Source organism: Niameybacter sp. (assembly GCF_036655075.1).
Classification (GTDB): Bacteria; Bacillota; Clostridia; order Lachnospirales; family Cellulosilyticaceae; genus Holtiella.
Genome location: NZ_JAVVQU010000017.1, coordinates 1 through 24,857, shown reverse-complemented (window position 1 = coordinate 24,857; position 24,857 = coordinate 1). Strand labels below are relative to the sequence as shown.

The 24,857-nt window shown below is 37.0% G+C and carries 22 protein-coding genes and 1 other annotated feature; of the genes, 8 read left to right on the top strand and 14 right to left on the bottom strand.

The window, feature by feature from the left end:
* Positions 1 to 6: 6 nt before the first annotated feature.
* Positions 7 to 2,403 (bottom strand): leucine--tRNA ligase, encoded by a 2,397-nt coding sequence (leuS, locus tag RRY75_RS06435; protein WP_332490975.1) that lies wholly within the window; start codon positions 2,401 to 2,403, stop codon positions 7 to 9.
* A gap of 106 nt (positions 2,404 to 2,509) precedes the next feature.
* Positions 2,510 to 2,721, bottom strand: a binding site (T-box leader).
* Positions 2,722 to 2,802: 81 nt separating this feature from the next.
* Positions 2,803 to 3,492: an MgtC/SapB family protein gene (locus RRY75_RS06430; RefSeq protein WP_332490978.1), complete on the bottom strand. Its 690-nt coding sequence runs from the start codon at positions 3,490 to 3,492 to the stop codon at positions 2,803 to 2,805.
* 147 nt (positions 3,493 to 3,639) lie between these two features.
* On the opposite strand from RRY75_RS06430, the gene RRY75_RS06425 reads away from it, so the two are divergent.
* Both RRY75_RS06425 and RRY75_RS06420 read left to right on the top strand, forming a co-directional pair.
* Complete coding sequence (locus RRY75_RS06425; RefSeq protein WP_332490980.1) at positions 3,640 to 4,080, top strand: hypothetical protein; 441 nt, start codon at positions 3,640 to 3,642, stop codon at positions 4,078 to 4,080.
* A 14-nt stretch (positions 4,081 to 4,094) separates the two neighbouring features.
* Positions 4,095 to 4,691, top strand: a complete 597-nt coding sequence (locus tag RRY75_RS06420) for a zinc ribbon domain-containing protein (RefSeq protein ID WP_332490981.1) — start codon at positions 4,095 to 4,097, stop codon at positions 4,689 to 4,691.
* A gap of 139 nt (positions 4,692 to 4,830) precedes the next feature.
* Here RRY75_RS06420 and RRY75_RS06415 read toward each other — a convergent pair whose 3' ends face one another.
* The 4 genes from RRY75_RS06415 to iorA all read right to left on the bottom strand — a co-directional run bounded on the left by RRY75_RS06415 (position 4,831) and on the right by iorA (position 10,724).
* Entirely contained in the window at positions 4,831 to 6,861 is a 2,031-nt protein-coding gene (locus RRY75_RS06415) for an elongation factor G (protein WP_332490983.1), read from the bottom strand.
* Positions 6,862 to 7,108: 247 nt separating this feature from the next.
* Positions 7,109 to 8,353: a serine hydroxymethyltransferase gene (gene glyA / locus RRY75_RS06410; RefSeq protein ID WP_332490985.1), complete on the bottom strand. Its 1,245-nt coding sequence runs from the start codon at positions 8,351 to 8,353 to the stop codon at positions 7,109 to 7,111.
* Positions 8,354 to 8,413: 60 nt separating this feature from the next.
* The gene (locus RRY75_RS06405) at positions 8,414 to 8,995 is read right to left on the bottom strand and encodes an indolepyruvate oxidoreductase subunit beta (protein WP_332527527.1); all 582 of its coding nucleotides are present in this window, start codon (positions 8,993 to 8,995) and stop codon (positions 8,414 to 8,416) included.
* Between the two features lies 1 nt (position 8,996).
* Positions 8,997 to 10,724, bottom strand: coding sequence for an indolepyruvate ferredoxin oxidoreductase subunit alpha (gene iorA, locus RRY75_RS06400; protein WP_332716004.1), 1,728 nt, complete (start codon positions 10,722 to 10,724; stop codon positions 8,997 to 8,999).
* 187 nt (positions 10,725 to 10,911) lie between these two features.
* On the opposite strand from iorA, the gene RRY75_RS06395 reads away from it, so the two are divergent.
* The 3 genes from RRY75_RS06395 (at position 10,912) to RRY75_RS06385 (ending at position 12,451) form a co-directional block, all read left to right on the top strand.
* Positions 10,912 to 11,694, top strand: a complete 783-nt coding sequence (locus RRY75_RS06395; RefSeq protein ID WP_332490990.1) for a threonine/serine ThrE exporter family protein — start codon at positions 10,912 to 10,914, stop codon at positions 11,692 to 11,694.
* Positions 11,694 to 12,134: a threonine/serine exporter family protein gene (locus RRY75_RS06390; protein ID WP_332490992.1), complete on the top strand. Its 441-nt coding sequence runs from the start codon at positions 11,694 to 11,696 to the stop codon at positions 12,132 to 12,134. The genes RRY75_RS06395 and RRY75_RS06390 overlap by 1 nt, the downstream gene beginning before the upstream one ends.
* Before the next feature lie 119 nt (positions 12,135 to 12,253).
* The gene (locus tag RRY75_RS06385; RefSeq protein WP_332490994.1) at positions 12,254 to 12,451 is read left to right on the top strand and encodes a hypothetical protein; all 198 of its coding nucleotides are present in this window, start codon (positions 12,254 to 12,256) and stop codon (positions 12,449 to 12,451) included.
* A 55-nt stretch (positions 12,452 to 12,506) separates the two neighbouring features.
* Here the strand turns inward: RRY75_RS06385 and RRY75_RS06380 are convergent, their stop codons facing one another.
* The gene (locus RRY75_RS06380; protein WP_332490995.1) at positions 12,507 to 13,547 is read right to left on the bottom strand and encodes a hypothetical protein; all 1,041 of its coding nucleotides are present in this window, start codon (positions 13,545 to 13,547) and stop codon (positions 12,507 to 12,509) included.
* 153 nt (positions 13,548 to 13,700) lie between these two features.
* Between RRY75_RS06380 and RRY75_RS06375 the strand changes: the two genes are divergently transcribed.
* Positions 13,701 to 15,029, top strand: a complete 1,329-nt coding sequence (locus RRY75_RS06375) for a hypothetical protein (protein WP_332490997.1) — start codon at positions 13,701 to 13,703, stop codon at positions 15,027 to 15,029.
* A 90-nt stretch (positions 15,030 to 15,119) separates the two neighbouring features.
* Here RRY75_RS06375 and RRY75_RS06370 read toward each other — a convergent pair whose 3' ends face one another.
* From RRY75_RS06370 to RRY75_RS06360, 3 genes are all read right to left on the bottom strand, one after another.
* Positions 15,120 to 15,515: a SoxR reducing system RseC family protein gene (locus RRY75_RS06370; protein WP_332490999.1), complete on the bottom strand. Its 396-nt coding sequence runs from the start codon at positions 15,513 to 15,515 to the stop codon at positions 15,120 to 15,122.
* A gap of 2 nt (positions 15,516 to 15,517) precedes the next feature.
* Complete coding sequence (locus RRY75_RS06365; protein WP_332491001.1) at positions 15,518 to 16,174, bottom strand: hypothetical protein; 657 nt, start codon at positions 16,172 to 16,174, stop codon at positions 15,518 to 15,520.
* A gap of 131 nt (positions 16,175 to 16,305) precedes the next feature.
* Complete coding sequence (locus RRY75_RS06360; protein ID WP_332491003.1) at positions 16,306 to 17,643, bottom strand: MATE family efflux transporter; 1,338 nt, start codon at positions 17,641 to 17,643, stop codon at positions 16,306 to 16,308.
* 145 nt (positions 17,644 to 17,788) lie between these two features.
* On the opposite strand from RRY75_RS06360, the gene RRY75_RS06355 reads away from it, so the two are divergent.
* Positions 17,789 to 18,910, top strand: a complete 1,122-nt coding sequence (locus RRY75_RS06355) for a sodium ion-translocating decarboxylase subunit beta (RefSeq protein WP_332491005.1) — start codon at positions 17,789 to 17,791, stop codon at positions 18,908 to 18,910.
* A 26-nt stretch (positions 18,911 to 18,936) separates the two neighbouring features.
* On the top strand, positions 18,937 to 19,056 hold the full coding sequence (locus RRY75_RS06350; RefSeq protein WP_332528323.1) for an OadG family protein: 120 nt from the start codon (positions 18,937 to 18,939) through the stop codon (positions 19,054 to 19,056).
* 103 nt (positions 19,057 to 19,159) lie between these two features.
* On the opposite strand, the gene RRY75_RS06345 is transcribed toward RRY75_RS06350, so the two are convergent.
* The 4 genes from RRY75_RS06345 to RRY75_RS06330 form a co-directional block, all read right to left on the bottom strand.
* The gene (locus RRY75_RS06345; protein ID WP_332491007.1) at positions 19,160 to 20,086 is read right to left on the bottom strand and encodes a polysaccharide deacetylase family protein; all 927 of its coding nucleotides are present in this window, start codon (positions 20,084 to 20,086) and stop codon (positions 19,160 to 19,162) included.
* 212 nt (positions 20,087 to 20,298) lie between these two features.
* On the bottom strand, positions 20,299 to 22,581 hold the full coding sequence (locus RRY75_RS06340; RefSeq protein WP_332715995.1) for a copper amine oxidase N-terminal domain-containing protein: 2,283 nt from the start codon (positions 22,579 to 22,581) through the stop codon (positions 20,299 to 20,301).
* A 133-nt stretch (positions 22,582 to 22,714) separates the two neighbouring features.
* Positions 22,715 to 23,179 (bottom strand): hypothetical protein, encoded by a 465-nt coding sequence (locus tag RRY75_RS06335; protein ID WP_332491011.1) that lies wholly within the window; start codon positions 23,177 to 23,179, stop codon positions 22,715 to 22,717.
* Between the two features lie 146 nt (positions 23,180 to 23,325).
* A partial coding sequence (locus RRY75_RS06330) for an LTA synthase family protein (protein ID WP_332715992.1) occupies positions 23,326 to 24,857 on the bottom strand: 1,532 nt, incomplete at its 5' end.

Genomic DNA, 24,857 nt, shown 5'->3' with positions numbered 1-24,857 from the left:
TTTTTATTATTTTGCAACGATGTTAACGATACGACCTTTAACATAAATTTCTTTTACGATTTGTTTACCTTCAAGTCTTGCTGCAGCTGCAACACGTGCTTTTGCAAGAACACTTTCTTCTGCTTCATCTGCTGCAACTGTGATTTTACCAGCCATTTTACCACTTACTTGAATAGCGATTTCAAGTTCATCTTCTACCATCTTTGCTTCATCATAAGTTGGCCAGGCTTGTGCAAATACACTGCCTGCTTCTCCTACTTGCTCCCATAACTCTTCACTGATGTGAGGTGTAAATGGTGCAAGTAAAACAATAAGTGTTTTAATTGTTTCGTGGTCAATACCACCTGCTTGTTTTTGTATATCTACTAAGCTGTTTGTATATTGCATGAAACCACTTACAACTGTATTTAAGTTAAAGCCTTCCATACGTTGTGTAATGTCATATACCATTTTGTGACGGATACGTTCCATTTCTTTTGTAGATTCTACTTCTTTGTTTTCACTAATCAGTTTCCAAACTTTATTTAAGAAACGGTATACCCCTTCAATTCCTCTATCATCCCATTCACTATCAAGTTCTGGTGGTCCAATGAAGAGTTCGTACATACGAAGTGAGTCACAACCATATTTTTCTACAAGTTCATCTGGAGAAACAACGTTTCCTTTTGATTTACTCATTTTAGCGCCATCTTTTGTAACCATACCTTGGTTAAAGAGACGTTTGAATGGTTCTGCAAAATCTACTACGCCAATATCATTTAAGAATTTAGTGTAGAAACGTGCGTAAAGTAAGTGAAGAACGGCATGTTCAATACCTCCTACGTACATATCAACTGGTAACCATTTTTTCATATCTTCCTGGCTAATAAGTTCTTTATCATTGTGTGGGTTTGGATATCTTAAGAAGTACCAAGAAGATCCAGCCCATTGCGGCATTGTGTTTGTTTCACGTTTTGCAGGACCACCACATTTTGGACAAGTTGTATTTACCCACTCTTCAATAGCCGCAAGTGGAGATTCACCTGTACCTGTTGGCTCGTAGCTTTCTACGTCTGGAAGTCTTACTGGAAGGTCTTCTTCTTTCACACCCACTACACCACAGCAATCACAATGTACTACTGGAATTGGCTCGCCCCAGTAACGTTGACGTGAGAATACCCAGTCACGAAGTTTGTAATTTGTTGTTTTTGTCCCAATACCTTTTGATTCAAGGTAATCTGGAATTTTCACTTTAGCTTCGCTTGATTTCATACCATCAAACTCACCTGAGTTAATCATAATGCCTTCTTCAGTGAATGCTTCTGTAAGTGTTTCTTGTTCTCCAGTTTTTGAAATAACTTGGATAATTGGAAGTTCAAACTTAGTTGCAAATGCAAAGTCACGTTCATCATGGGCTGGTACACACATGATAGCACCTGTACCGTAGTCTGCAAGTACATAGTCTGAAATCCAGATTGGCAGACGATTTCCGTTAAGTGGGTTAATCGCATATTTTCCTAAGAATACACCTGTTTTCTCTTTGTCAGCCATACGGTCAACCGATGATTTAGTAGATGCATCAAATACATATTTTTCAACAGCCGCTTTTTGGCTTTCATCAGCAAGTTCAAGTACATCTGCATGTTCTGGAGCAAGTACCATAAAGCTTGCACCATAAAGTGTATCTGGACGTGTTGTGAAAACTTTAAGGCTTTTATTAGTGCCTTCTACATTGAAGTCAATTTCAGCACCATAACTTTTTCCAATCCAGTCAGCTTGCATTTTCTTAACTTTTTCTGGCCACTCTAAGCCATCTAAGTCGTTAAGAAGTCTTTCTGCGTAAGCTGTGATTTTGAGCATCCATTGACGAAGATTTTTCTTTGTCACTGTGCTACCACAACGTTCACATCCACCATCTTTAACTTCTTCGTTGGCAAGACCTGTTTTACATGATGGACACCAATTAATTGGCATTTCTTTTTCATAAGCTAAGCCTTGTTCAAACATTTTAAGGAAAATCCATTGTGTCCATTTGTAATAGTTAGGATCTGTTGTGTTAACTTCTTTATCCCAATCATATACAGCACTAATTTCTTGAAGTTGACGTTTGAAGTTTTGTACATTTTCAGCTGTAGCAATCGCTGGATGTACTTTCTTTTGGATCGCATAGTTTTCTGCTGGAAGACCGAAAGCATCCCATCCCATTGGATGAAGCACATGGTATCCATGAAGAATTTGATAACGACTCCAAACATCTGATAAAACGTAACCTCTCCAGTGTCCTACATGAAGACCATTTCCTGATGGATATGGGAACATATCTAAACAGTAGTAATGTTTTTTGTCTTCAGTATCTTCATTGATAGGATTTTCTTCCCATCTTTTTCTCCACTTTTGTTCAACTTCTTGTGGGTTGTATTGCATGATGATTCCTCCTTTATAATAAACAAAATTAAGCAGCTGTAATCATTAACCTGAAAACTAAACTTAATTTCTAGGTTAATATAAAAAAGCCCTTCATCTCTAAAACTATAGAGACGAAAGGCATAATTTCGCGGTACCACTCTAATTCAGCCTATAGAGGCTGCACTTATGTCTTCTATAACGGGAAGGCCCGCTTAATCTACTTAAGTTCAATTAAGATGCTCCACGACGAGTTCATACACTTTCTTGCTATTTCTCACCATCCAATAGCTCTCTGAAAAAAAAGTTGGTATTACTACTTCGTTTCTTAGCATTACACAAATATTCATATTTATTTATATTATGTCAAAGTAATTCTATCATATGATTTAAGGAAAATCAACGCCTAATGTAAATTATTTATATTTCCTCAATATACTCTACTTGTGGCATACTAGCAAATGTTTCTATTAAACTTAAGTGGGTATAATGCTTACAAAGTTTAAGAGTAATAAACATTCCTATCTTCTCCATACCCTCTATTCTACATTTAGTAATCTCTAGGGCAACAACCTGAATTTTATCTACTTTTAAGCGAGTAAGTATATCTCCTAAATCTTGTATATGGGCAATTTCAATATAAAACTCTACTTCTTTTGCACGACTAACTAAGTACATATCTAACTTATGCAAGACACTTACTCCACCTAAAATGAATAGACAACCAATCACTGCACCTTCATAAAAACCAATTCCAATAGCAAGCCCCATACAGGCACATGCCCATAATCCTGCTGCAGTTGTTAACCCTTTTACTTGTTGTTTCCCTGTGACCAATATTGTCCCTGCACCAAGAAAACCTATTCCACTTATGACTTGTGCACCTAGCCTAGTGGCATCCTGTCCGACCCCCAATATTTGCACAACATATTGATTGGTAAGCATTGCAAGAGTGGCGCCTATACACACCAAAATATGAGTCCTAAGTCCTGCTGGTCTTCTCTTTCGCCCTCTCTCAAATCCAATAATTCCTCCAAAAAGAGTGGCCAGACTTAACCTTACTATAGTCGAAAGGATATTCAGCTCCTTTAAATATTCAAATGTTCCCACCCCTTCATCTCCTCTTTATTCATTTCAATCTAGCTATGTTCTAGGTATATGCGTCCATAAGAAGAAAGGTGACATTTAATGAAAATTGATATATACTAAAATTGTAATATTCAAATTCGTTTATTTTATAATTTAGGGAGGAACCTTATGAATTGCCCAATCTGTCATGCCAAGCTTCATGGTGAAAACTTTTGTCCCAATTGTGGGCAAGCTATCACTTATGAAGGAATTAAACCTACTTATCAATATGCGAACGGTATCCCAATAGAAATCAAAAAATGGAACTGGGGCGCTTTTATGTTCAATATTTGGTGGGGTGTTGGTAACAAAACTTATTTACCACTTTTATGTCTTATCCCTTACTTCAATTTTGTCTGGATCTTTTTCTGTGGGTTCAAAGGAAATGAATGGGCTTGGAAAAGTGGCAACTATCGTGGACCTCAAGATATTGAGAAGTTCTTAATGATTCAAAAAACTTGGAATAGGGGAGGCATTGGACAGTTTATCTTCTCACTTGTCGGTACTGTATTATTCCTTATTTTATACACATTCCTAATCGTAGCCTTATTTAATTTTGAAATTTATTAAAGGAGAACTTACATATGAATTGTCCAAAATGTAATGCCCCTCTTGAAGGGACCGAAGCTTTTTGCTCTTCTTGTGGTGCTTTTCTTGCCCAAGAAGCACCTATGGAACCTACGGTAGCACCAACCACTAATACAAGTCAATCCATCAACATGGACCCACCTTGGCAAACGGGGCAAGGGTCTATAGATGAGCCAGTCTATACACGTCCACAAGTTAATACATCACCAAGCTATACTCCTGTCTGTGCTGAGATGGATACAACACCTAAAACACCTTATCAAGAAGGTGTAGTCCCAGATGAAGTTAAAAAATGGAACTGGGGCGCCTTTTTCTTCAATGCCATGTGGGGTGTTGGTAACTACAGCTACTTGCCACTTCTTTGCCTTATTCCATTATTTAATTTCATCTGGATGTTCGTATGTGGCGTCAAAGGGAATGAATGGGCTTGGCGAAGTGGTAAATTTGATAACTTGGAAGACTTCCTCGCTACACAACAAACTTGGAATCGTGCAGGGCTTGGAGCCTTTATCTTTACCCTTGTTATTTTTGTTCTCTACCTTTTAATATTTGCAGGAACTTTTGCTATGCTTTCTTCATCTTATTATTATTAACGCAAAAATATAGTTGGGTTAACATAGGAAGTTCCTATCAACTATTTATCAATTTTTAAATAGCAAAAAGGCTGTGAAACTAGAATTCTATCTCGTTTCATAGCCTTTTATTATTTAAAATCAGTTACTTCTTTTATTTCTAAGCCATTTCTTTTCTTGCTTCAATAACTTTTTCTTGTATTTCTTGTGGTGCTTCTTCGTAACGCTCAAAGTTATATTCCACACTGCCTCGTCCTTGCGTCATTGAACGCAGATCTGTCGCATAGCGATAAAGCTCTGACATAGGTACTTCAGCAATAATAATTTGCTTTCTACCCCTAAGTTCCATACCAATAAGGCGTCCACGTCGCTTCTTCATATCTCCCATAATATCTCCTGTATATTCTTCTGGCACGCTGATTTCCACATGGGAAATAGGCTCAAGAATAGTTGGTTTAGCTTTTACAACACCTTCTTTAAAAGCCATAGTTGTGGCCATCTTGAAAGCCATTTCTGAAGAGTCAACGGGATGATAAGATCCATCTAATAATATAGCTTTAAGACCTACTACAGGATAACCTGCGAGCACCCCTTTATGAATGCATTCTTCTAACCCTTTTTCAACAGCAGGGAAGTATTGTTTTGGAACAGCTCCACCAAATACTTTTTCTTCAAAGATATAAGGCATTTCTAAGTCACCAGAAGGCTCAAATTCCATCACTACATCTCCGTATTGACCATGCCCACCGGATTGTTTCTTGTGTTTACCACGCACTTGCATTTTGCCTTTAATCGTTTCACGGTAACGTGTGGTTGGCTTTTCTAGCTTAACTGCTACTTTGAATTTCTCCAACAACATACTCACAATAACATCAAGCTGTTGTTCGCCTATGCCATAAATAACCGTTTCATGCGTTTCCTTATCATATTCTGTATAGAAAGTCTTATCTTCTGCCATAAGTTTTGCAAGAGATAAGGACATCTTTTCTTCATCACCTTTACCAAGAGGGAAAATCGCCATCTTTACGTAAGGTTTATCAAATTCTATGGCTTCATACTCAAACCCTGCCTCTTTATCACACAACGTATCATTGGTGTTCACATCTTTTAATTTAGCAACTGCACCAATATCACCTGCATTTAAAGTTTCAACTTCAACTTGCTCCTTGCCTTGAAGAATATAGAGGTGAACAAATTTCTCACTTTCACCTGTTCGTATATCGAGCAAACTGTCATCTCTGCTAATTTTTCCATTTTTTACTTTAAATAAAGAGAACTTGCCAATGAATGGATCTACCATTGTTTTAAATATAAAAATACCTGTCTTACCTTCTATTTCACAAGGGTTCCTTGCTTCATCTGGTGAGGGAAAACAGCGGATAATGTTGTCCATCAATGTACGTATACCTGCACGATCTATTGCATTGCCACATAATACAGGTACAATATCACCGGATGCTACACCCACTTTAAGTGCATTTTCTATTTCACTGACTGTGATTTCTTCTTCAGCAAAATATTTTTCCATAAGTGTTTCGTCTGTTTCAGCAACAGCTTCAAGAATCATCGTTCGAACAAGTTTCAACTCCTCTTCATATCCTGCTGGAACTGGGCATTCGGTTACTTTATCTCCTTCAAATTTTCTTGCCACCATTTTGACTGCATGAATGTAACCCACATACTTTTCTCCATCATACCAAGGTACTTGCATAGGGGCTACGCTTGGACCAAATTTAGCTTTACACCCTTCAAGAAGCGCTTCAAAGTTCACATTTGGCGCATCCATTTCTGTAATATAAAGCATACGGGGTAAGCTTATACTTTCACAAGCCTCCCATACTTTTTCTGTTCCTACTTCAATACCACTTCCAGCTTTCATAACGATTACCGCTGCATCTGAAACACTTAAAGCTTCTTTTACATTTCCTAGGAAATCAAAATATCCAGGAGTATCTAATACATTTATCTTATGCCCTTTCCATTCTACAGGAACGAGAGAAGTTCGAATTGAAATCTTACGTTTGATTTCTTCTGGGTCAAAATCACTTGAAGTTGTTCCACTCTCTACTTTCCCATATCTGTTCTTGCCACCTGCTGTGTAAAGCATTCCTTCTGCGAGTGTAGTCTTACCGCATCCTCCGTGTCCTAACAGCGCAATGTTACGAATATTCTTTGTCTCATACACATTCATAGACACACCTCCTATAGAATTAGATTAAGCATCTCCCCTTATAATATATGTTCTACAAATTAGATAAAAAACCCTTTATATTTTCTAAAATTTTATGAAATATATATTATAAAAGTTGTCCTTTCCAATTATATGAAAAAGATTGCAAAAAAAGACCTGTGTATAGTTTGAATAACAAAAGACCTATGAAACGAGTTTTAATGTCCTCGTTTCATAGGTCTTTTATTGGTCAGTCTTATTTATGATTCTATTGCTCTGTGTAAAGTGGATACTTAACAAGAAGTCTACTTACACGTTGTTTGCACATTTCCCCATTGGCTTCAAAGTTGGTAATGGCAAGATACATAATTTCTGCAATCTCTTCCATATCTTCTTCCTTCATACCTCGTGTTGTAACAGCTGGTGTACCAAGTCGGATACCACTTGTGATGAATGGGCTTTCTGGATCAAATGGAATGGTATTTTTGTTGCATGTAATCCCTATTTCATCTAGGAGGTGCTCAGCATCTTTACCCGTTACATGCATATTACGAAGGTCTACGTTCATCAGGTGATTATCTGTATCACCTGATACAATAGTAAAGCCTTTAGCAATAAGTGCCTTACTGAGTGCTTTTGCATTGTCTAAAACTTGTTGTTGGTAAGCCCTAAACCCTTCACCTAAAGCTTCTTTAAAACAGACTGCTTTGGCTGCGATCACATGCATCAATGGCCCTCCCTGAATACCTGGGAAGATAGCTTTGTCAATAGCCTTTGCATGCTCAGCTTTGCAAAGAATCATTCCCCCACGAGGGCCTCTTAATGTCTTATGTGTAGTTGTTGTTACAAAGTCTGCATAAGGTACTGGTGACGGATGAAGGCCTACTGCAATTAGGCCCGCGATATGAGCCATATCTACCATAAGGTATGCCCCAATTTCATCTGCAATCTCTCGGAACTTTTTAAAGTCTATAATACGGCCATAGGCACTTGCTCCTGCAATAATCATCTTAGGACGTGCTTCTAATGCTTTTTCACGTACTTTTTCATAGTCGATTAGCCCTGTTGCTTTTTCTACTTCGTAAAATACAATTTTGTAATGTTTTCCTGAAATATTGACAGGACTCCCATGAGTTAAATGTCCACCATGGCTTAAGTCCATGCCCATTACTGTATCTCCTGGTTTAAGCACTGCAAAAAATACCGCTTGGTTGGCTTGTGATCCTGAGTTAGGCTGTACATTGGCATGATCCGCCCCAAAAAGTTGTTTGGCACGTTCTCTTGCTAAGTCTTCTACTTGGTCTACAACTTCACAACCACCATAATAACGCTTACCAGGGTAGCCTTCTGCATACTTATTAGTCAAAGTACTACCCATAGCTGCCATTACAGCTTCACTTACAAAGTTTTCTGAAGCAATAAGCTCTATTTTACTTTGTTGTCTTTTGGTTTCTAATTCAATTAATGCTGCAATTTCGGGATCTATTTTTTCCACTTCATTTAATGCATACATATTAACACCTACCTTTATTATTTATCATATAAGATAATTTCCATTCTGTACAGATAACCATTATCTGTTGATATAAGCTTCGTATCCTTTTTTAAGTGCTGTCTGGTTCATTTCAATAGTATATTGGGGTACAGTGTCCTCAACAATTTTTTTCCACTCTTCTAGGGTATCCCCTATGTATGCTGCATATGCACCAATCATGATCATATTCACTACTTTTACATTACCAATTTCTTTAGCAATAGAAAGTGCGTCAATAAGGCAAGCTTCTGGATTCATTTCTTTAATCGTTGCTTCAATATTTTCAGGGTATTTTGCTTTACCCATTACAACGGGCATTGGGTCAATACGTTGTGTATTAGCTATGATTACACCATCTTTTTTAAGATAATGGCTATATCTAAGTGCTTCTAACTTTTCAAAAGCGAAGATAATATCTGCTTCACCTATTTCTACAAGTGGAGAGTATACTTTGTCACCATATTTAACTTGCATAACTACACTCCCACCGCGTTGGGCCATGCCGTGTACTTCTGACATTTTTACATCTTGTCCTTTACTTAAGGCGTAGTTTCCAATGATACGTCCTGTAAGCAATGTTCCTTGACCGCCTACCCCTACAATAAGTATATTTTTAGTCATCTTAGTTTTCTCCTTTACTTATAGCTTTTTTAGGACAAATAGAAGCACACAGTCCACATCCTGCACAAAGCGCATCATTAATTTCTGTCATTGTCTCACCTTTTACAATAGCTGGACAACCCAGTCTCATACAAATACCACAATTAATGCAGTCATCTTTTTTCACTTTGTAAGGTGTCCACCTTTCTTTAATGAGTAACTTACAAGGTGCTTTTGTAATAATAACAGATGGTTCCATTCTTGCTGTTTCTTCTTTAAGTGCAGCTTCTACTGCCTTCATGTCATAAGCATCTACAACACGTACATTTTTTACCCCTACCGCTTTTACTAATGCTTCTAAGTTTAGTACACTAGTGATATCTCCTCTTAAAGTTTTTCCTGTAGCAGGATGATTTTGATGTCCTGTCATACCTGTCGTAGAATTATCTGCAATAATCACAGTTCCTACACCTTGGTTATACACCACATTAATAAGACCTGTAATGCCTGAATGGATAAAGGTAGAATCACCAATAATGGCAACTGTATTCTTCATAACTTCTTTTCCATGTGCTTTTTCAAAGCCATGAGTCATCCCAATACTTGCACCCATGCAGATACATGTATCCATTGCTGCATGAGGCTCAGAAGAACCCAGTGTATAGCAACCAATATCTCCTGTAACAGTTAAATTAAGTTTTTTAAGTATAGTGTACACCCCGCGATGAGGACACCCTGGACAAAGTACAGGTGGGCGGATTGGAAGTTGCATTGGTACTCTTACATCTTCTACTTCTATACCAAATACTTCTCGAATTTTACGTACTGTAATTTCCCCTTGTCTACCAAAGAGTTCTTTCCCTTTTGCAGGTATACCCATACTTCTTACTTGCTCTTCAATAGCAGGTTCTAATTCTTCTACTACATAGACTTTATCTACTTTGCTTGCAAATTCTTGAATGATGTCAAGTGGAAGAGGATTGACCATATCTAGTTTGAGGATATTGGCTTGGATACCACTTTCTTTTACATATTGGTAACATACACCACTTGTAATAATCCCAATCCGACTATCATTTAATTCTTCTTGATAGAGTCCAAGTGTTTTTATATCTTTTGCAAGGCGATTCATACGTTCTTCTACTATTAGATGCGCATTTGTTGCATTTGTTGGTGTCATGACATATTTACGAATATTCTTCTCATAAGGCTTTACCTTAAAATCTACTTTATCTTCACATTCTACAATACTTTGTGAGTGTGAAACTCTTGTTGTAAGACGTACAATAACAGGTGTATCATAAGCTTCACTAAGTTCCATAGCACGCTTTACAAAGGTTTTGCATTCCATACTATCACTTGGTTCAAGAACAGGTACATTAGCTGCTCTTGCAATCAATCTAGTATCTTGCTCATTTTGTGAGCTGTGCATACCCGGGTCATCTGCAACAAATACAACAAGCCCTGCATGAATTCCTGTATATGCTGCTGTAAAAAGTGGATCTGCTGCTACATTAAGTCCAACATGTTTCATGGATACAACAGATCTAGCACCTGCTACTGCACTCCCTATAGCTACTTCCATGGCTACCTTTTCATTAGATGACCATTCCGCATAAATATCTTCATATTTTGCAATACATTCTGTAATTTCTGTACTTGGTGTTCCTGGATAGGCTGCTGCAACGCTCGCTCCTGATTCATAAACACCTCTTGCTATCGCTTCGTTACCAAGCATTAGTTTCTTCATATTATTCCCCTTTATCTTTACTAATGATTAAATATACTCTATTTTAATTTTTGAATTATATATTAATATTAACATCATTATTCTGTATTTTACAAGCACTTAACCTAAAGAATTCTAAATCCCTTTACACGCTTTATAGACCATTGTATACTTATGTTAAATAATCTTTATGCAGTGAGGCCTTATTATGGAACAAAAAAACGACAATGAATCAGTACTTGCATTTGCTGTTAACGTAGGTGAGATTATGCTAAGAAGCGGCGCTGAGACTTACCGTGTAGAAGATACTATCTGCCGTCTCTTAGCCCACCATCATTTTGACAAAGTAGATACCTTTGTCACACCTACTGTAGTTATGGCAACCATCAAAAATACTGATTCACGCAACTCAACAACACTTACCCGTATTAAAAATCGAAGTACGCGAATGGATAAGATTGAAAAAATAAATCAACTCTCTCGTGACTATGTAGATGGTATACTTTCCTTAGAAGAAGCTACTACTACGCTAAAATCCATTGACGATGCACCTTCTTATTCCCCTAAAATGATTACTTTCGCAACGGCTTTTAGTTCGGGGTTCTTTTCACTTATGTTTAATGGAGGAATTACCGAATTCTTAATTGCCTGTGTCATAGGGGCCTGTGCCTCTACAATTCAACATCATCTTCGCAATAAGGAAATCGTTAACTACCTTATTCTTTTTATGGTTTCCTTGTTTATAGGAAGTATAGTTGCAATACTCAACTTCTTTGTTGCCAATATAGTTGATACTGAGGCTGTTGTTATAGGAAGTATCATGCCCCTTGTGCCTGGACTAGCCTTTACCAATGGTATTCGTGACACCATTGGAGATGAACTCCTTTCTGGTATTTCTCGTCTTGCAGAGGCCCTCTTCATTGCTGTAGCTATTGCAGCTGGAGTCGGCATACCAATGAGTATCGGTTTCTATTTAGGAGGTTTACTCTAATGAGCACATTAATTATTCACGTAGTAAGTGCCTTTTTTGCAACAATCTTTTTCTCCATCCTTTTTAATGTACAGCACAAGCATCTTATTGCTTGTGGTATTATAGGTGCTATAGGTTGGGGAATTTATACACTGGGTGTACTAGGCGGCTACTCTGACGTATTATTTACTTTTTTAGGGGCCTACTTTGTTGCACAAGGATCTTACTTCTTAGCCAAATATAAGCGTGCCCCTGTGACTGTGTTTCTCATTCCAGGGATTATCCCACTGGTACCTGGAATTGGGCTCTACCGTACCATGTATGCCTTACTCTTTTCTGATCATACCAAAGCATTAGAGTATGCCTTAACGACGTTTCAACTTTCAGGAGTTATTGCTGGTGCCATTATTATGGCAGCATTACTTCCTATTCTTTTCCGCCCCCATAGACAAAAACTATAAAGAAGTGCAAGAGGTGACCCTTTCATCTCTTACACTTCTTTTTATATCAGAACTTCTTACTCATTACCCTATCTTGTGTATCTTTAACCCGTCTCAATGTCCTTTCTAAGAATATGCATATGACCCAAGCACCTATTAATTCTATTACGCATAGTTCTAGCGCACTTTATACTCTGAAAAAGGATATCAAGCAAATTTCTACCATTACTTATGACATTGCTGACTTTGCACTGCAAAGTGTAGATATTTCTGAACTACTTGCTGCAAGGTCTCAAGAACTTAAAGCACTTCTTAGTCAATTTACTTTCAACGCTTAATTCAATAAAAAGGGGGACACTAATTTTACTTAGTGTCCCCCTTTTTACATACTATTTATCTACAGTTACCTTCATTTCTAGGTTCAGGTTTTTTAGTTCCACATCCACAAGCATTTTGTAAGCATTTTGGTCTTTCACCTACATTAAGTGGTTGGATACATGGTTCAAGAAGGTCGCCATCACAGAATGCTTTACAAGTACTTACTTCTGAAGTGTTTACAGCTAAGAATTTTGGTGGTACACAGAGGCCTTCATGATGGAATTTGTATTGTACAAAGTAGATAACTTTGAAGTACATTGTAAGTCCGATTGCCATACAATCATCATCTTTACCGATAACTTTTGCAAGAGCTTGAGCAGAAATACCTTGACGTAAGCTGTTATTTGATTCAAATTCATGGTAGTCATGGCATGCTTCTGGACAATTGCAGTTTTGACAATGCTGATTTTCTACGAATCCAAGATAGTTGATAGTTGGAATAAGTTTATTACAACCTGCTGGATTTTCTGGTGCATAAGAAATACCGTATGGTGTATACAAGTCGAATGCGATGTTGCTAGGATTAGTGTCTTCTGTGTAACCTGGGCAGTTTTCGCCTGGAAGATATCTTAATGTCATCATACCTTCTTTACATACTTTACAAGTAGAATCAATGATGCTTACTACGAAAGTTACGTTGATGTCTCTAAGGACTACTCTTGATAAATTAGGTGTGTTCTTGCTTGGTTTTATTTCAGAATACCTACAGGTCTCTGGGCATACAAAGTTAAAGTCAATATCTACTACTTTAATTTGGATGTTAGATGCATTTTGTAAGTCAATAGTTGTAAGGCCATCAAAAACAATGTCTGTTGTACGGTTCGTTGGACCTTCACAAGCGTCTACTAAATCGTTGATTGCAAAAACACGGCAAAGATTAATACCGCATTCATCGAATACAACTGGAGCCACCATGGTTAAACATTTTGGTTCGCCAATGGGTGGACACATTGCAGTTGCTTCAAGTTTTGATGTTTCACAAGGATGACATATATCACAAATACCTGCATTAGGCATTTTAAAAAATCTCGTGTCTGTATTTGAACATTTGCTCATAAATTCAAACCTCCTACATGTTTGCTAAGGTGCATCATAAAATGTCGTTTTCAATACTATAATATGGAAATTCTAGTAAAAGGGTGACATTTATGTATAAATTAATTTTTAAATAAATATGATTATATTAAGTACTCTATAGGAGGTAACCTTATGCCTTTTTTACTTCGCACACAAGACACTTTTATCATCGTAGATGAAAAGCCTAAGCAAGGAATTTTTTATCAAACTTATAACAAAGATGGTTTCTCAAGACCTCTGTTTATTCACACTGGCACTAGCTTAGTATATAGTGTAACTTTAGACACTGAAGACATCATGCACGTTGTAGTGGAAAGTGCAAATCATCAAGTAACTTATTACAACCTTTCTCCCACTCATCCTGTTAAACGTGTTGTCCTAGAAGATTCTAGATTTGTATACTTATTTGAAAACTTATCCATCCAATGGCTTGAGAATGAGCCGCATCTTTTTTACACGGTCATGCATCCCAATGGCCTTAATCGCTCTCTGGTTCATCAAACACTTACAAGCACTTCACCTAACCTTGAAAATCTATTAACATCCTTACCCCTTAAAACACCACTATCTTATTACACCTTAAATGATACACTCTATATTCTATATCCCGCCTATGAAGAAAGTTACTGTTTAAATATGCTTATCTTTAACACAGAAAATAGAAGTATCACAACTTTGGTGCAATCCTCTATACCCATTGTGGATTGGAATATATGTAGTCATCACAATAAACTCTATGTCTTATATAAAGGTGACCAATATGGTCATGCGACCTTCCATCTTTTGGATACCAGTACAAATAAAGACCTAATTCTTTCTATTCCAGAAGATGCAAATGCCCCTGTTCTTCTCAGCTACCTAGATACTTTGTGGATTCACTACTCCTATAATAATCGTTGCTATACTTTAGTGGCCCTACCTGAGGCAGATACCTTTAGCAGCCCTATTGTGAGTCATTTACAAAGTCATGTAAACCCCTATGCATACATAGATTTAAGACATGAAAATATGGATGCTTCTGTTCTTTATGCCAGTTTATCTAGTACACTACGGTTACTCACCATCGCTGATTTAGATATAAGAGGTATCCATCCTGATTTAGTTGCACAAGATGAATTAGCACTCCTGATAGAAGGGATCAACTTCCGTTACAACATCCCTTCTACATATACCTCAGCATCTGCATCTATTGCTTCCACACCACTCACTACGTCTACACCTCAAGCAAGTCTCTCTCCTTTAGACCAATTGATGAATACCTTGGTTCAAGAGCCACTAGCCTTTACACCTGAAGCACCTATTACACCACTATCTGCCTTACCTCCACTATCTTCTGTAAGTACCACCTTAGATCAACAAAGTCTTCCTTCATCCCCTTCTTCCGCTTTAGGTGCACAACGAAAAGACTTCAAATCCTTGACTGAAGCCTTTATGAATAATGGAAATACTTTTGAAACTTAAATAATCTAATAAAAGACCTATGAAATCAGTGTTTCTAACACGTTTCATAGGTCTTCTTCTACTTAATAAATATATTTATATCGTCTGAATCTACTTTACAACACGTATGGTAGAAGGGAGCATCTCGTTGTATTTATTTTTATTATCCTGCTTTTTGACCCCTAAGTAAACAAGACCCATAAATAAAATACCCAGACCTAAAGAAGCAAGTTCTGAAATAAAGTAGCCAAGGCCTACTCCCACTATGAGTCCTAATAAAGGAAGTCCATATAGAATGAGTGTTGCTTTTAAAAAGGATGCTTTAGCAACATCTACTTCTACTTTGTCTCCTATTTGACATTGACACTCATTCACACATTTAAGGGTGCAACTCTTCTTTTCCCCTAGTAGCTCACAAACATGGCATTCCCCACACATATCTTGTCTTTCCATAGTGACAATAGCAAATCCTTTTTCTAGTTTTTCAACTCTCCCTACTACTCCCATAACTATTCCTCCTCGTCATGTGATTTTTTCCCTTTTAAGAAGCTTCTACCAATTAGAACTAATCCAATAAGTACAACACTAACGGCTGTCATGTTAAAGAGGACAAGTCTTGCCACTTCTCCTAATCCCATGGTAATAATAATAACCCCTACAATAGATAATACTAAACTTGGCACACCAGCCCAAGCTTCTTGGTCATAAAGAAAAATCAAAAAGAAGGCAAGTGCTGTAAAAATGAATCCCATCCCCATAATCATACTAAATCCTGAAATCACATCCGCTGTAATGAGCAATAGGAAAATCCCCCATGAGGTTAAAAGGGCACCAGGTATTAAATACCCTATTACTCTCTTTGCAATAAAGGCTACCATAAACATAAGTCCTGGTATAATAAAAATTCCCGTAAAGTAATTCCACCCCTGTACGTATTGATCTACAAGTAATAAGATTCCATTAAAAACGAAGAAACTTGAGGTCATTAAAACTGAAAATTTCTGAGTTCTTAAAAAGGCTATAAATAGGGCAATACCCATAATTAAGCTTACGTATTGACTCAAAAATTTCGTTGGCAACAACCCATTTAAGTCTAGAAAAGCTACAATGCCTCCTAATACCAATAAGAGTCCTACATATAATCCAACATTATTATCTTTTCTCACCTTCATCATCCTTTCCTATTTCAAATTCCATAGTATATAGTATATCTCATATAATATCTTATTATAAAGTATATCGCTATAAACAACAATACTTCTTCTTATACTCTTTAGAATATTTTATAATATTCTCTTTATATAAGTGCTCGGCCTCTCCAAGTACCTTTTCGCCATCTTCTATATACGAGTACGGCTCGTATAAGTTCATCTAGTGCCATAGCAATCCATACGCCTACTAATCCCATATTAAAGACAATACCTAATACATAAGAAAGGAGTGCCGCTATCCCCCACATGGACACAATACCAATCACTACAGGATATTTAATATCCCCTACAGCTTGCATGGAACGGATGATTACCAAATTAAAAGTTCTACCTACTTCTAAAAAGATTTGAATAAACATAATTTGCTTTCCGAGTGCCAACATTGCAGGGTCTTTGGTAAATAACCCAAACAATAAGTCACTGCCTAGATAAAGAAGTACTGCAATCCCTAAAGAAATAAGCACTGTTGGTCTTAAGGATTTGCGCACCAACTCATCTGCATCGTCTACATCTCCAGCACCTATTAGGTGCCCAACCACAATCTGTATAGCCGAGGAGATAGCAGCCGAGTAAATGCAGGACAAGTTCCCAATCATATTACTATAGACTCTAGTTGCGATAACATATGTACCCATTCTATTAACACAGGCCAAAATACACACTTGAGCAATATCATAAGACAAAGATTCTCCTGCGGAGGGTACTCCTATTTTCAAAAGACGTTTTAATGTATCTTTTGGAAATGGTCTCAAATATTTCAAGCTAATTTTAGCATCAAGTTTTTTCTTAAATAACCACATCACAAGAATTACCCCAATCAAACGGCTGATGACACTTGAAAGTGCTACTCCTGTTACGCCAAGTTCTGGAAATCCCAAAATCCCATTTAAGAAAATAAAGTTCCCGACTACGTTGATTACATTAATGACCATCGAAATAATCATAGTTTGCTTCATGAGTCCATTACTTCTAAAAATAGCAGCATAAGACATAAACACACCTTGTAAGCAAATAAGGCCACCTACAATCACGATGTAAATCGTAGCATCTGCATAAAGTTCTGCTGGCATTCCCATCATGTTGAACATAGGCTTATGGAAGACAACCATCAGCAGACCGATAACACCACTAAAGAACAAGTTAGTATATGTTGCTAATGAGTAAATCTCAGATACTTTTTCCTTATTATTTGACCCTAAATATTGGGTGACTAAAATAGTAGTAGCCATTGTAATAATATTAAACGTGATGATAAGTAAGTTCATAATCTGATTCACATTCCCAATGGCAGCAACTGCTGTTTGCGAATGACGACTAATCATCATTTGATCTACATTTCCGATTAACATCTGCAATAAAAGCTCCACAATAATAGGCCAAGTCAGTAAAAATAACGAAGTATTTTTATTAATTTTTGTATTCATTCTGCCTCCTAAGATGTATGCTTATAAACTTCAATATTATAACAGCTCGCCCTTAAAACTTCTACTATTTTGGACTATTTAATCTAGGTAGCTAATATATATATTGTATAATTTATAAACTTATCCCTCTTAGGTAGGTGTTGTCGTGGAAATATTATTAGAAAGCTTCAAACAGTTTACGCCTAGTCATTTCTTCATGCTTCTTATCGGCTTCTTACTCCTTTATTTTGCCATTGTCAAAAAGTATGAACCTACTTTACTCCTTCCCATGGGATTTGGTGTGCTCCTTGTCAACATCCCGCTTTCGGGTGCTATTACTCAAGCAGCAGAAGGTACCGCTATGGAAGGCATCTTAGACATTCTATTTAAAAGTGGTATCGCCACAGAGCTCTTCCCACTCCTTATCTTTATTGGGATTGGTGCAATGATTGATTTTGGCCCCTTACTCGAACGTCCTTTTATGCTTTTCCTAGGGGCTGCTGCTCAATTTGGTATTTTCTTCACCTTAATTATTGCTCTTTTATTTGGTTTCTCCCTTCCAGAAGCTGCTTCTATTGGTATTATTGGAGCTGCTGATGGACCAACTTCTATATTTGTTGCAAGTAAGTTGGCACCCAGTCTTTTAGGTCCTATTTCAGTTGCTGCTTACTCCTATATGGCACTTGTTCCACTCATTCAACCTCTTGCCATCAAATGTGTTACAAGCAAAAAGGAACGTTGTATGCGTATGACTTATACCTCTACTACCGTTTCTAAACGGGCCAAGCTACTTTTCCCTATTATCGTGACTTTAGTTGCTGGCTTTATAGCGCCTCACTCCATTCCACTTATTGGTTTTTTGATGTTTGGTAACTTAATGCGTGAAAGTGGTGTTGTGGATCGCCTTAGTCAAACTGCTCAAAACGAACTTGTTAACATTGTAACTATCCTCTTAGGGCTTGCCATCTCTTCTACAATGAAGGCTGAGAGTTTCTTAACACCTAGTACACTTTTGATTATTGTTATGGGCCTCATTGCTTTTATCTTTGATACGATTGCTGGTGTCCTTTTTGTTAAACTGATTAATCTCTTTAGAAAAGATAAGATTAATCCAATGGTAGGCGCTGCTGGTATCTCTGCTTTCCCAATGTCTGCTCGTACCATTCAAAAGCTGGCTAAAGAAGAAGACCCACAAAACTTCATTCTTATGCAGGCTGTTAGTGCAAACGTGGCTGGGCAGGTAGCTTCTGTTATTGCAGGTGGTCTTATCTTAGCACTTCTACTCTAAAAACTTTATATAAGGGAGCGATTAGTATGTTAGAACAGGGCTTGTTAATTATGCTAGGGGGCATGGGAGGCATTTTCCTTGTCATGACTATGATCTATGGTGCCATTAAATTACTCAATTTCTTTACCAGGTCTAAATCTAAATAAAAATACACTTTCTACAACCCACTCAATAAGAGCCCTAGTCAGGATGCATTTATTATCCTGACTAGGGCTCTTATTGAGTATTTCACTTATCTATTCTGATGCCCTACTTCTTTGTTTTGATACGATAGTAAAATTCTTGTGTTTTTTCATCAATAGGTTTGAATACATATCCTTGAGATTTGTAATAATTAATAATCTCTGGTAATGCGTTGTATGTGTTTTTATTACTTGAGTTACAATGTGCCAAAATAATACGTCTTGTTGTATTACGGCTACATTTTTTTGCATTTTGCACCATCTGGTTAGGCGTTAAATTAGGATTGACACCATCTTCTAGACTGACATTCCAATCGTAAATTTTGTAGCCTTCTTCATGAAGCTTATTAAGCAGGTCTTCACTAAGTCTCCCTGAACTACCTCCTGGGAAACGAATAATCTTAGGATTGATAGTTGTCCCTAACACTTCGTGAATTTTATCTGTTGCCTTTTCCATCTCTGCTAAGAAGTTCTCATCACTGGCATAAATAGATTTTAAATTATGAGAATAAGTATGGAGCCCTATACTATGTCCTTCTTCATAAATACGTTTAAGCACAGACTCTCTTTGAATAATTTCTTTTCCAACAACAAAAAAAGTGGCCTTTATATCATGGGCTTTGAGTACATCTAATATTTTTTCTGTCACCTTTCCTGTTGGACCATCATCAAAGGTTAGATAAACAACCTTTTCTTCCTCCTTTAAAGTCTCTTGTGCTTTGTCACTTGCCTTAGCTTTATTTGGCTCAGGCTTTGGAATAAGAGGCTCTTCTATAAGTTGTTCCATAGTGGCATCTTTAATTTGCCCAATGGCTCGCTCCACAGTTTGTCCTATAGGGGCGCCTGTAGTTTTATCTACAGGTTGAGTGGCAAATTGCTCCATAACTTGTTCACTCACTTGTCCAATGGCTCTCTCCTCAATAAACTGACTACAGCCTAATACCACGAGAAAGGCTATTGCAATGTAAGACAGACTTAAAGTCAATTTTTTCATCTCATCATCTCCCTTTGGGCTTATTATATGCCGTTTAGGAAATTTTAAAAGAGAGATAAGACATTGTAATTTTTTCCAATGTTTTATCTCTCTTTATCTATCTTGTATCCATCCTGATTTGATTTGTCTCTATCTAGTTATCTTTTTATCTATCTCTGTTTTTTCTTGACTCATTACTTCCACCGTCTAGCTTGGTATGTGATCTTCTTACATTATTCTCCCCATTCACTTTCTGGGATGAAACCAAAGAGTACAGGTGCTGAAGAACCATTTGGTAACATATACGTAAAGGTTCTTGTCTCGCCCCCTTTAACGATTCCCATAAAGGCAGCACGATTAGAACTTGGGAAGTACCCTGCTGATGGTGTCAAATAGGCACGGTCTTGCTCCCATTTGATAGCCCCTTTGAACATATTTCCACGTGGATTAAGAATCACAGCTGTATCTTCTTTTGCAGTTACAGTGACATGGTAGTTTACTCCAAAGTTTCCTCTGTTCGCAGACTCTGTATTGAGAAGCGCATCATAACCTTGCACCCACTCCGTTGCATCTTTACCGATCACTAACTTGGTCTTTTCATCTTCACTTATTAAATCAATCATAATATTTTTATCTATTATACCAAATGTTCCCCTTGGATGAACATCTCTGTCTGGTCTTGGCATAAGTGGTATATCTTCAAGTGTATCATTTTGCCCAAGTAAGGCTACTGTAAACGTTACAGGTCCATTAAGTTCTACATCAAACATCCCTGAAATAGCTTGCCCTTTTAACCAATTTTTATTTTGGCTATCATAAATTACTTGCTGTGCCCCTGGCTCTAAGTTTAAACTTTGCACAGCTGTATTATCTAAGTAACTTAAAAGCAATTGTTGTCCTACAAATAAAACATCATCTGAAGGCCCTTTTGTTGTTAATTTTGAAATAGTCCCCATGACAGGTGCCTCTGTATTATTTTTAGCAATAACGACTAAACGCTTTTTATCTAGTTGATTGTCTAAGCTGTCAAAATTGTTAATGTGATGGAACATGACACGTCCTAAACCAATTAATGTATCTTCATATAAAAGTCCTTTTTGGCTAACCACCTCTGGTGAGTTACTCATCATCAGTAGCCCTTTTGTATCTTCTAAGTAGATGGCATCTGCTTCTTTATACATTTGATAGTTGGTGCCTTCAAAGTTCGCTAAAGTATCCCCTATTGTACCTGAGTTAAACATGGCTTCAAATTCTGTTTGAAGTACTTCACCTGTTACTTCAACTGTTGTTTCAGCCTTTGTACTCCAATTCCCATAGGCGTCTTTTAACTCTAACATTACTATGTATTCACCTTCTGTATAAATAGCCTTTGGTTTTGTAAACAAGTAGTTGTTAGCAGCTTCTTTTGTACTCCGATAAGTCCATTTTTCCGCTGTGATTTGTTCCCATTCTTCATTTTCATATTCATACTCTAAAGTAATTGCTTCACCACGTTTATACTTACTTTTTGTGGTATCAAATTCTATAACTTCTGGTGCCTCATTGGGTGCAATCATAATCATGTGACTGTTCCAATCACTCCACATACCTCTTTCATCTCTAACCTTTAAAGCAATTTCATAGTAGCCTTGCTTAGGCGTTTTAAAGATTTTTTCTAAAGATGATGCAGTCTTTGTTGGATTACCATCAATCATCCATAGACGCTCTGTAATGAGGTGACCATCTGGGTCAAAGCTTAAGTCATTTGTTTGTACCTGTTGCCCTGCTACATAACGCTCTTCTACAAACTCGAACTGCGCAACAGGTGGTGTATTCGGAATTTCAATAGGTTTTTCAATTGCAATGGTACGCGTTGGTGCATCATATTCAATTGAAAGTTCAAATTGCTCTGCCATAAAACGAAGTGGAAGGAGTGTTGTCCCCTCTTCAACAATAGGCATTGCTTCAATTTCAACTTCTACACCGTTCACATACGCTTTGGCTTCTGTAGTACTAAGGACAACTTCTTTTCCTTCCTTAGTGACACGAACCTGTCTTGTATCTGCTAGCCATTCTACTTGAGCTTGTAAAATCTCTTCCCCTACAAATCTAAGTGGCAAATAAGTACGCCCCTCTACAACCTTAGGTGCTAAAAGAAGTTCTTTTGCTTCACCGTATAGCCATACTATTGTACTATCTAATGTTAGCAATACCTTATTGGGGTCCATAACTTGTTCTGGTACATGATCATCAATCATAGGGGCATCTGTTGTTCCCCCCTCTTCAGTCGTACCTTCTGTTGTACTCTCTGTTTCTGGTGTTGGCACTTCTGTCTCTAATTCTTCTCGTAATACCTCCGGGTTATCGCCTTGAGGATTCCCTTCTTCCCCTATTACAATACCTAGATTTTCGTTTTCCCCTGCTACTGTTTCTAAGCTATCTAAAACTTCTTTGATTGGATCTAACATCTCTGCTTGCACATAAATTGGGCTCAAAAAAAGGGTGCTAGCCATGAATAATGTCCATATTTTCCGCATATATTGTAACCTCCTTGATGGTTGTAAACTTGTCGTTTTTTAGGAACATCTTTCATTTTAACATACTTCCTTTATTTGTTAAGTTGCTTTATTACAATGTTATCAAATTTTAACATTATATCTTTATTTAATTTTATTTTAAAAGTTCTACCACATACTCAGTATTTACATATTGAGGAAACTTCACATGTTCAATAACAATTCCGCATGGGAACTTGGCAAATAATACTTCTTCAAAATTTCCTATTAGTTTACCCTTTAATACTAGTTCCTCAAAGAGTGCCTTTGCTTGTTCTAGATGACTTTCTAAAATAATATTATATGTACCTACATGGTGCATATTTTTGCTAATTTCTCCAGTTTGCAAACGTTCTTGTACACGATCATTTTGCATATCAATCATAATCTCTGCAATTAATAAACTTGCAATATCATGATTTAAAATATCTTGAATACGTTCTTTTAAAGCTTCATCTTCAGTTTGATTATAAAGCTTTAAAAGCGCTGTTAAATTAGGCATTTGAAGTGTCTCACCGCTAGCTTTTACAAAAATTACTTCATCATTGATGTATTTAAGTGTATCTAGTTGTTTCATCATGAGTTAATCATCCTTACTATAGTCTATTTATATGTTGTACATTCTTATTAGCTTATCATTAATTATTATTTTTTCCAATATTTTTTCAATATTTTTATCCAAATTATTCTAAAATCTCCTATACTTTTTATCTATACTAAGTTTTATCACTCTACGCCTAACCTATTGTATTGTATGAGCCATAAATTCTTGAGCATTTCCTTTTCTTGTGCACTACGCGCCTTAGGACTTTGTACCTGACCTGTACCATCTATATCGAAATATTCCCCATAGCCTCGTAGCACCTTACTTGCATCTAAAAGATAGTTCATATAAGGGTCTTTATGATAACCGATATAATTAAGTAACTGACTACTTAAATAGGTGGTATCAATTGTTCCAAAGTCATGACTTGGCAAACCATAATTATTCCATACCATCAATGGTGTCTCATAAAGTTTGCTACAGTCTATGGCATCAAAGTTTCCTTTTATATAATGGCAATCTTTATATAAGCTATACTGCTCATCTAACGCAGGCAAATGGTCGCCATACATAACAATAATGGTGGGTTCCTTCACTTGACTGAAGTAGTTTACTAACTTTTCTAGCGCCTTATCAGAGTCTTTCAACCCATTTGCATAAGTCTCTAAAATATCTTGTTGCTCTCTTGATAAGTCTGAACCGCTCACAGTAATGCCATTTGTTTTATAAGTATCGCTATAAGGCATGTGGTTTTGCATGGTTACAATGTGATAAAACAATGGCTGCTCACCCTTGTCCTCATAAAGTTGTACCACATGATCTACTAAAGTGTTATCTGAAATATATCCTCTTGCTAAGTCTGGTGCTACAAAGTCTTCACTGGCAATAAAGGTATCCAATCCAAGATTGGGATATGCCTTATCCCTTGAGAAAAACTTTTTCTCATAACCATGCAATGCCATAGTCTGATAACCTTCTGCCTTAAGTAGCTTAGCTAAACTTGGGGTGTCTTCATGGACAAACTCATTATAAGCAATATTACTTGGGTCCGTAAAATAAACGGATTGCCCCGTCAACACTTCATACTCAGTCTGACTTGTTCTCCCACCATATATAGCAGTAGATAAATTACCTTTTCCAAGTTGATTTTGACAACTTCTAAAAAAACTTAAAGGGTCCTGTGAGAAGGTAACTTCCGTAAGCTTTGTCACGTCGAAAAAGGACTCACTCATAATCATAATAATGTTTGGTTTTATGTCCATTTCTTCACTTCCACCTAGCGTATAAGGTGCCAAAAGTGACTCTACCTTTTCCTTACTATAGCCTTCTGGCTCTTCTACTAACAAGTCTATAATCTCTTGGGTGAAGCCTACGATAAATCCATTTTCATTGTACTTCTCATTGACTGTTAAACTTGGTTTTGGGGATGTTGCCCCCTGCTCTCTTGGACATACTTTAGCACCTATAACAGCAGTAGTAAAAAACAAAGTGGCACAAAGTATACTTCCTGCTAAGCGATATCCTTTTCTAAATTCAATCCATTTACATTTAAACCCACTAATAATAATAGTTAAACAGACCAATACACCTATAACTACCTGTCTTTCTATTGTTATGTCCATCTCTTTGCTGATACTAGCTGCCTCCCCTGCAAGTGCTAAATCAGCTGGTACCAAATACTCTCCACTGATGATAAACTTGTAGAAGGATATGA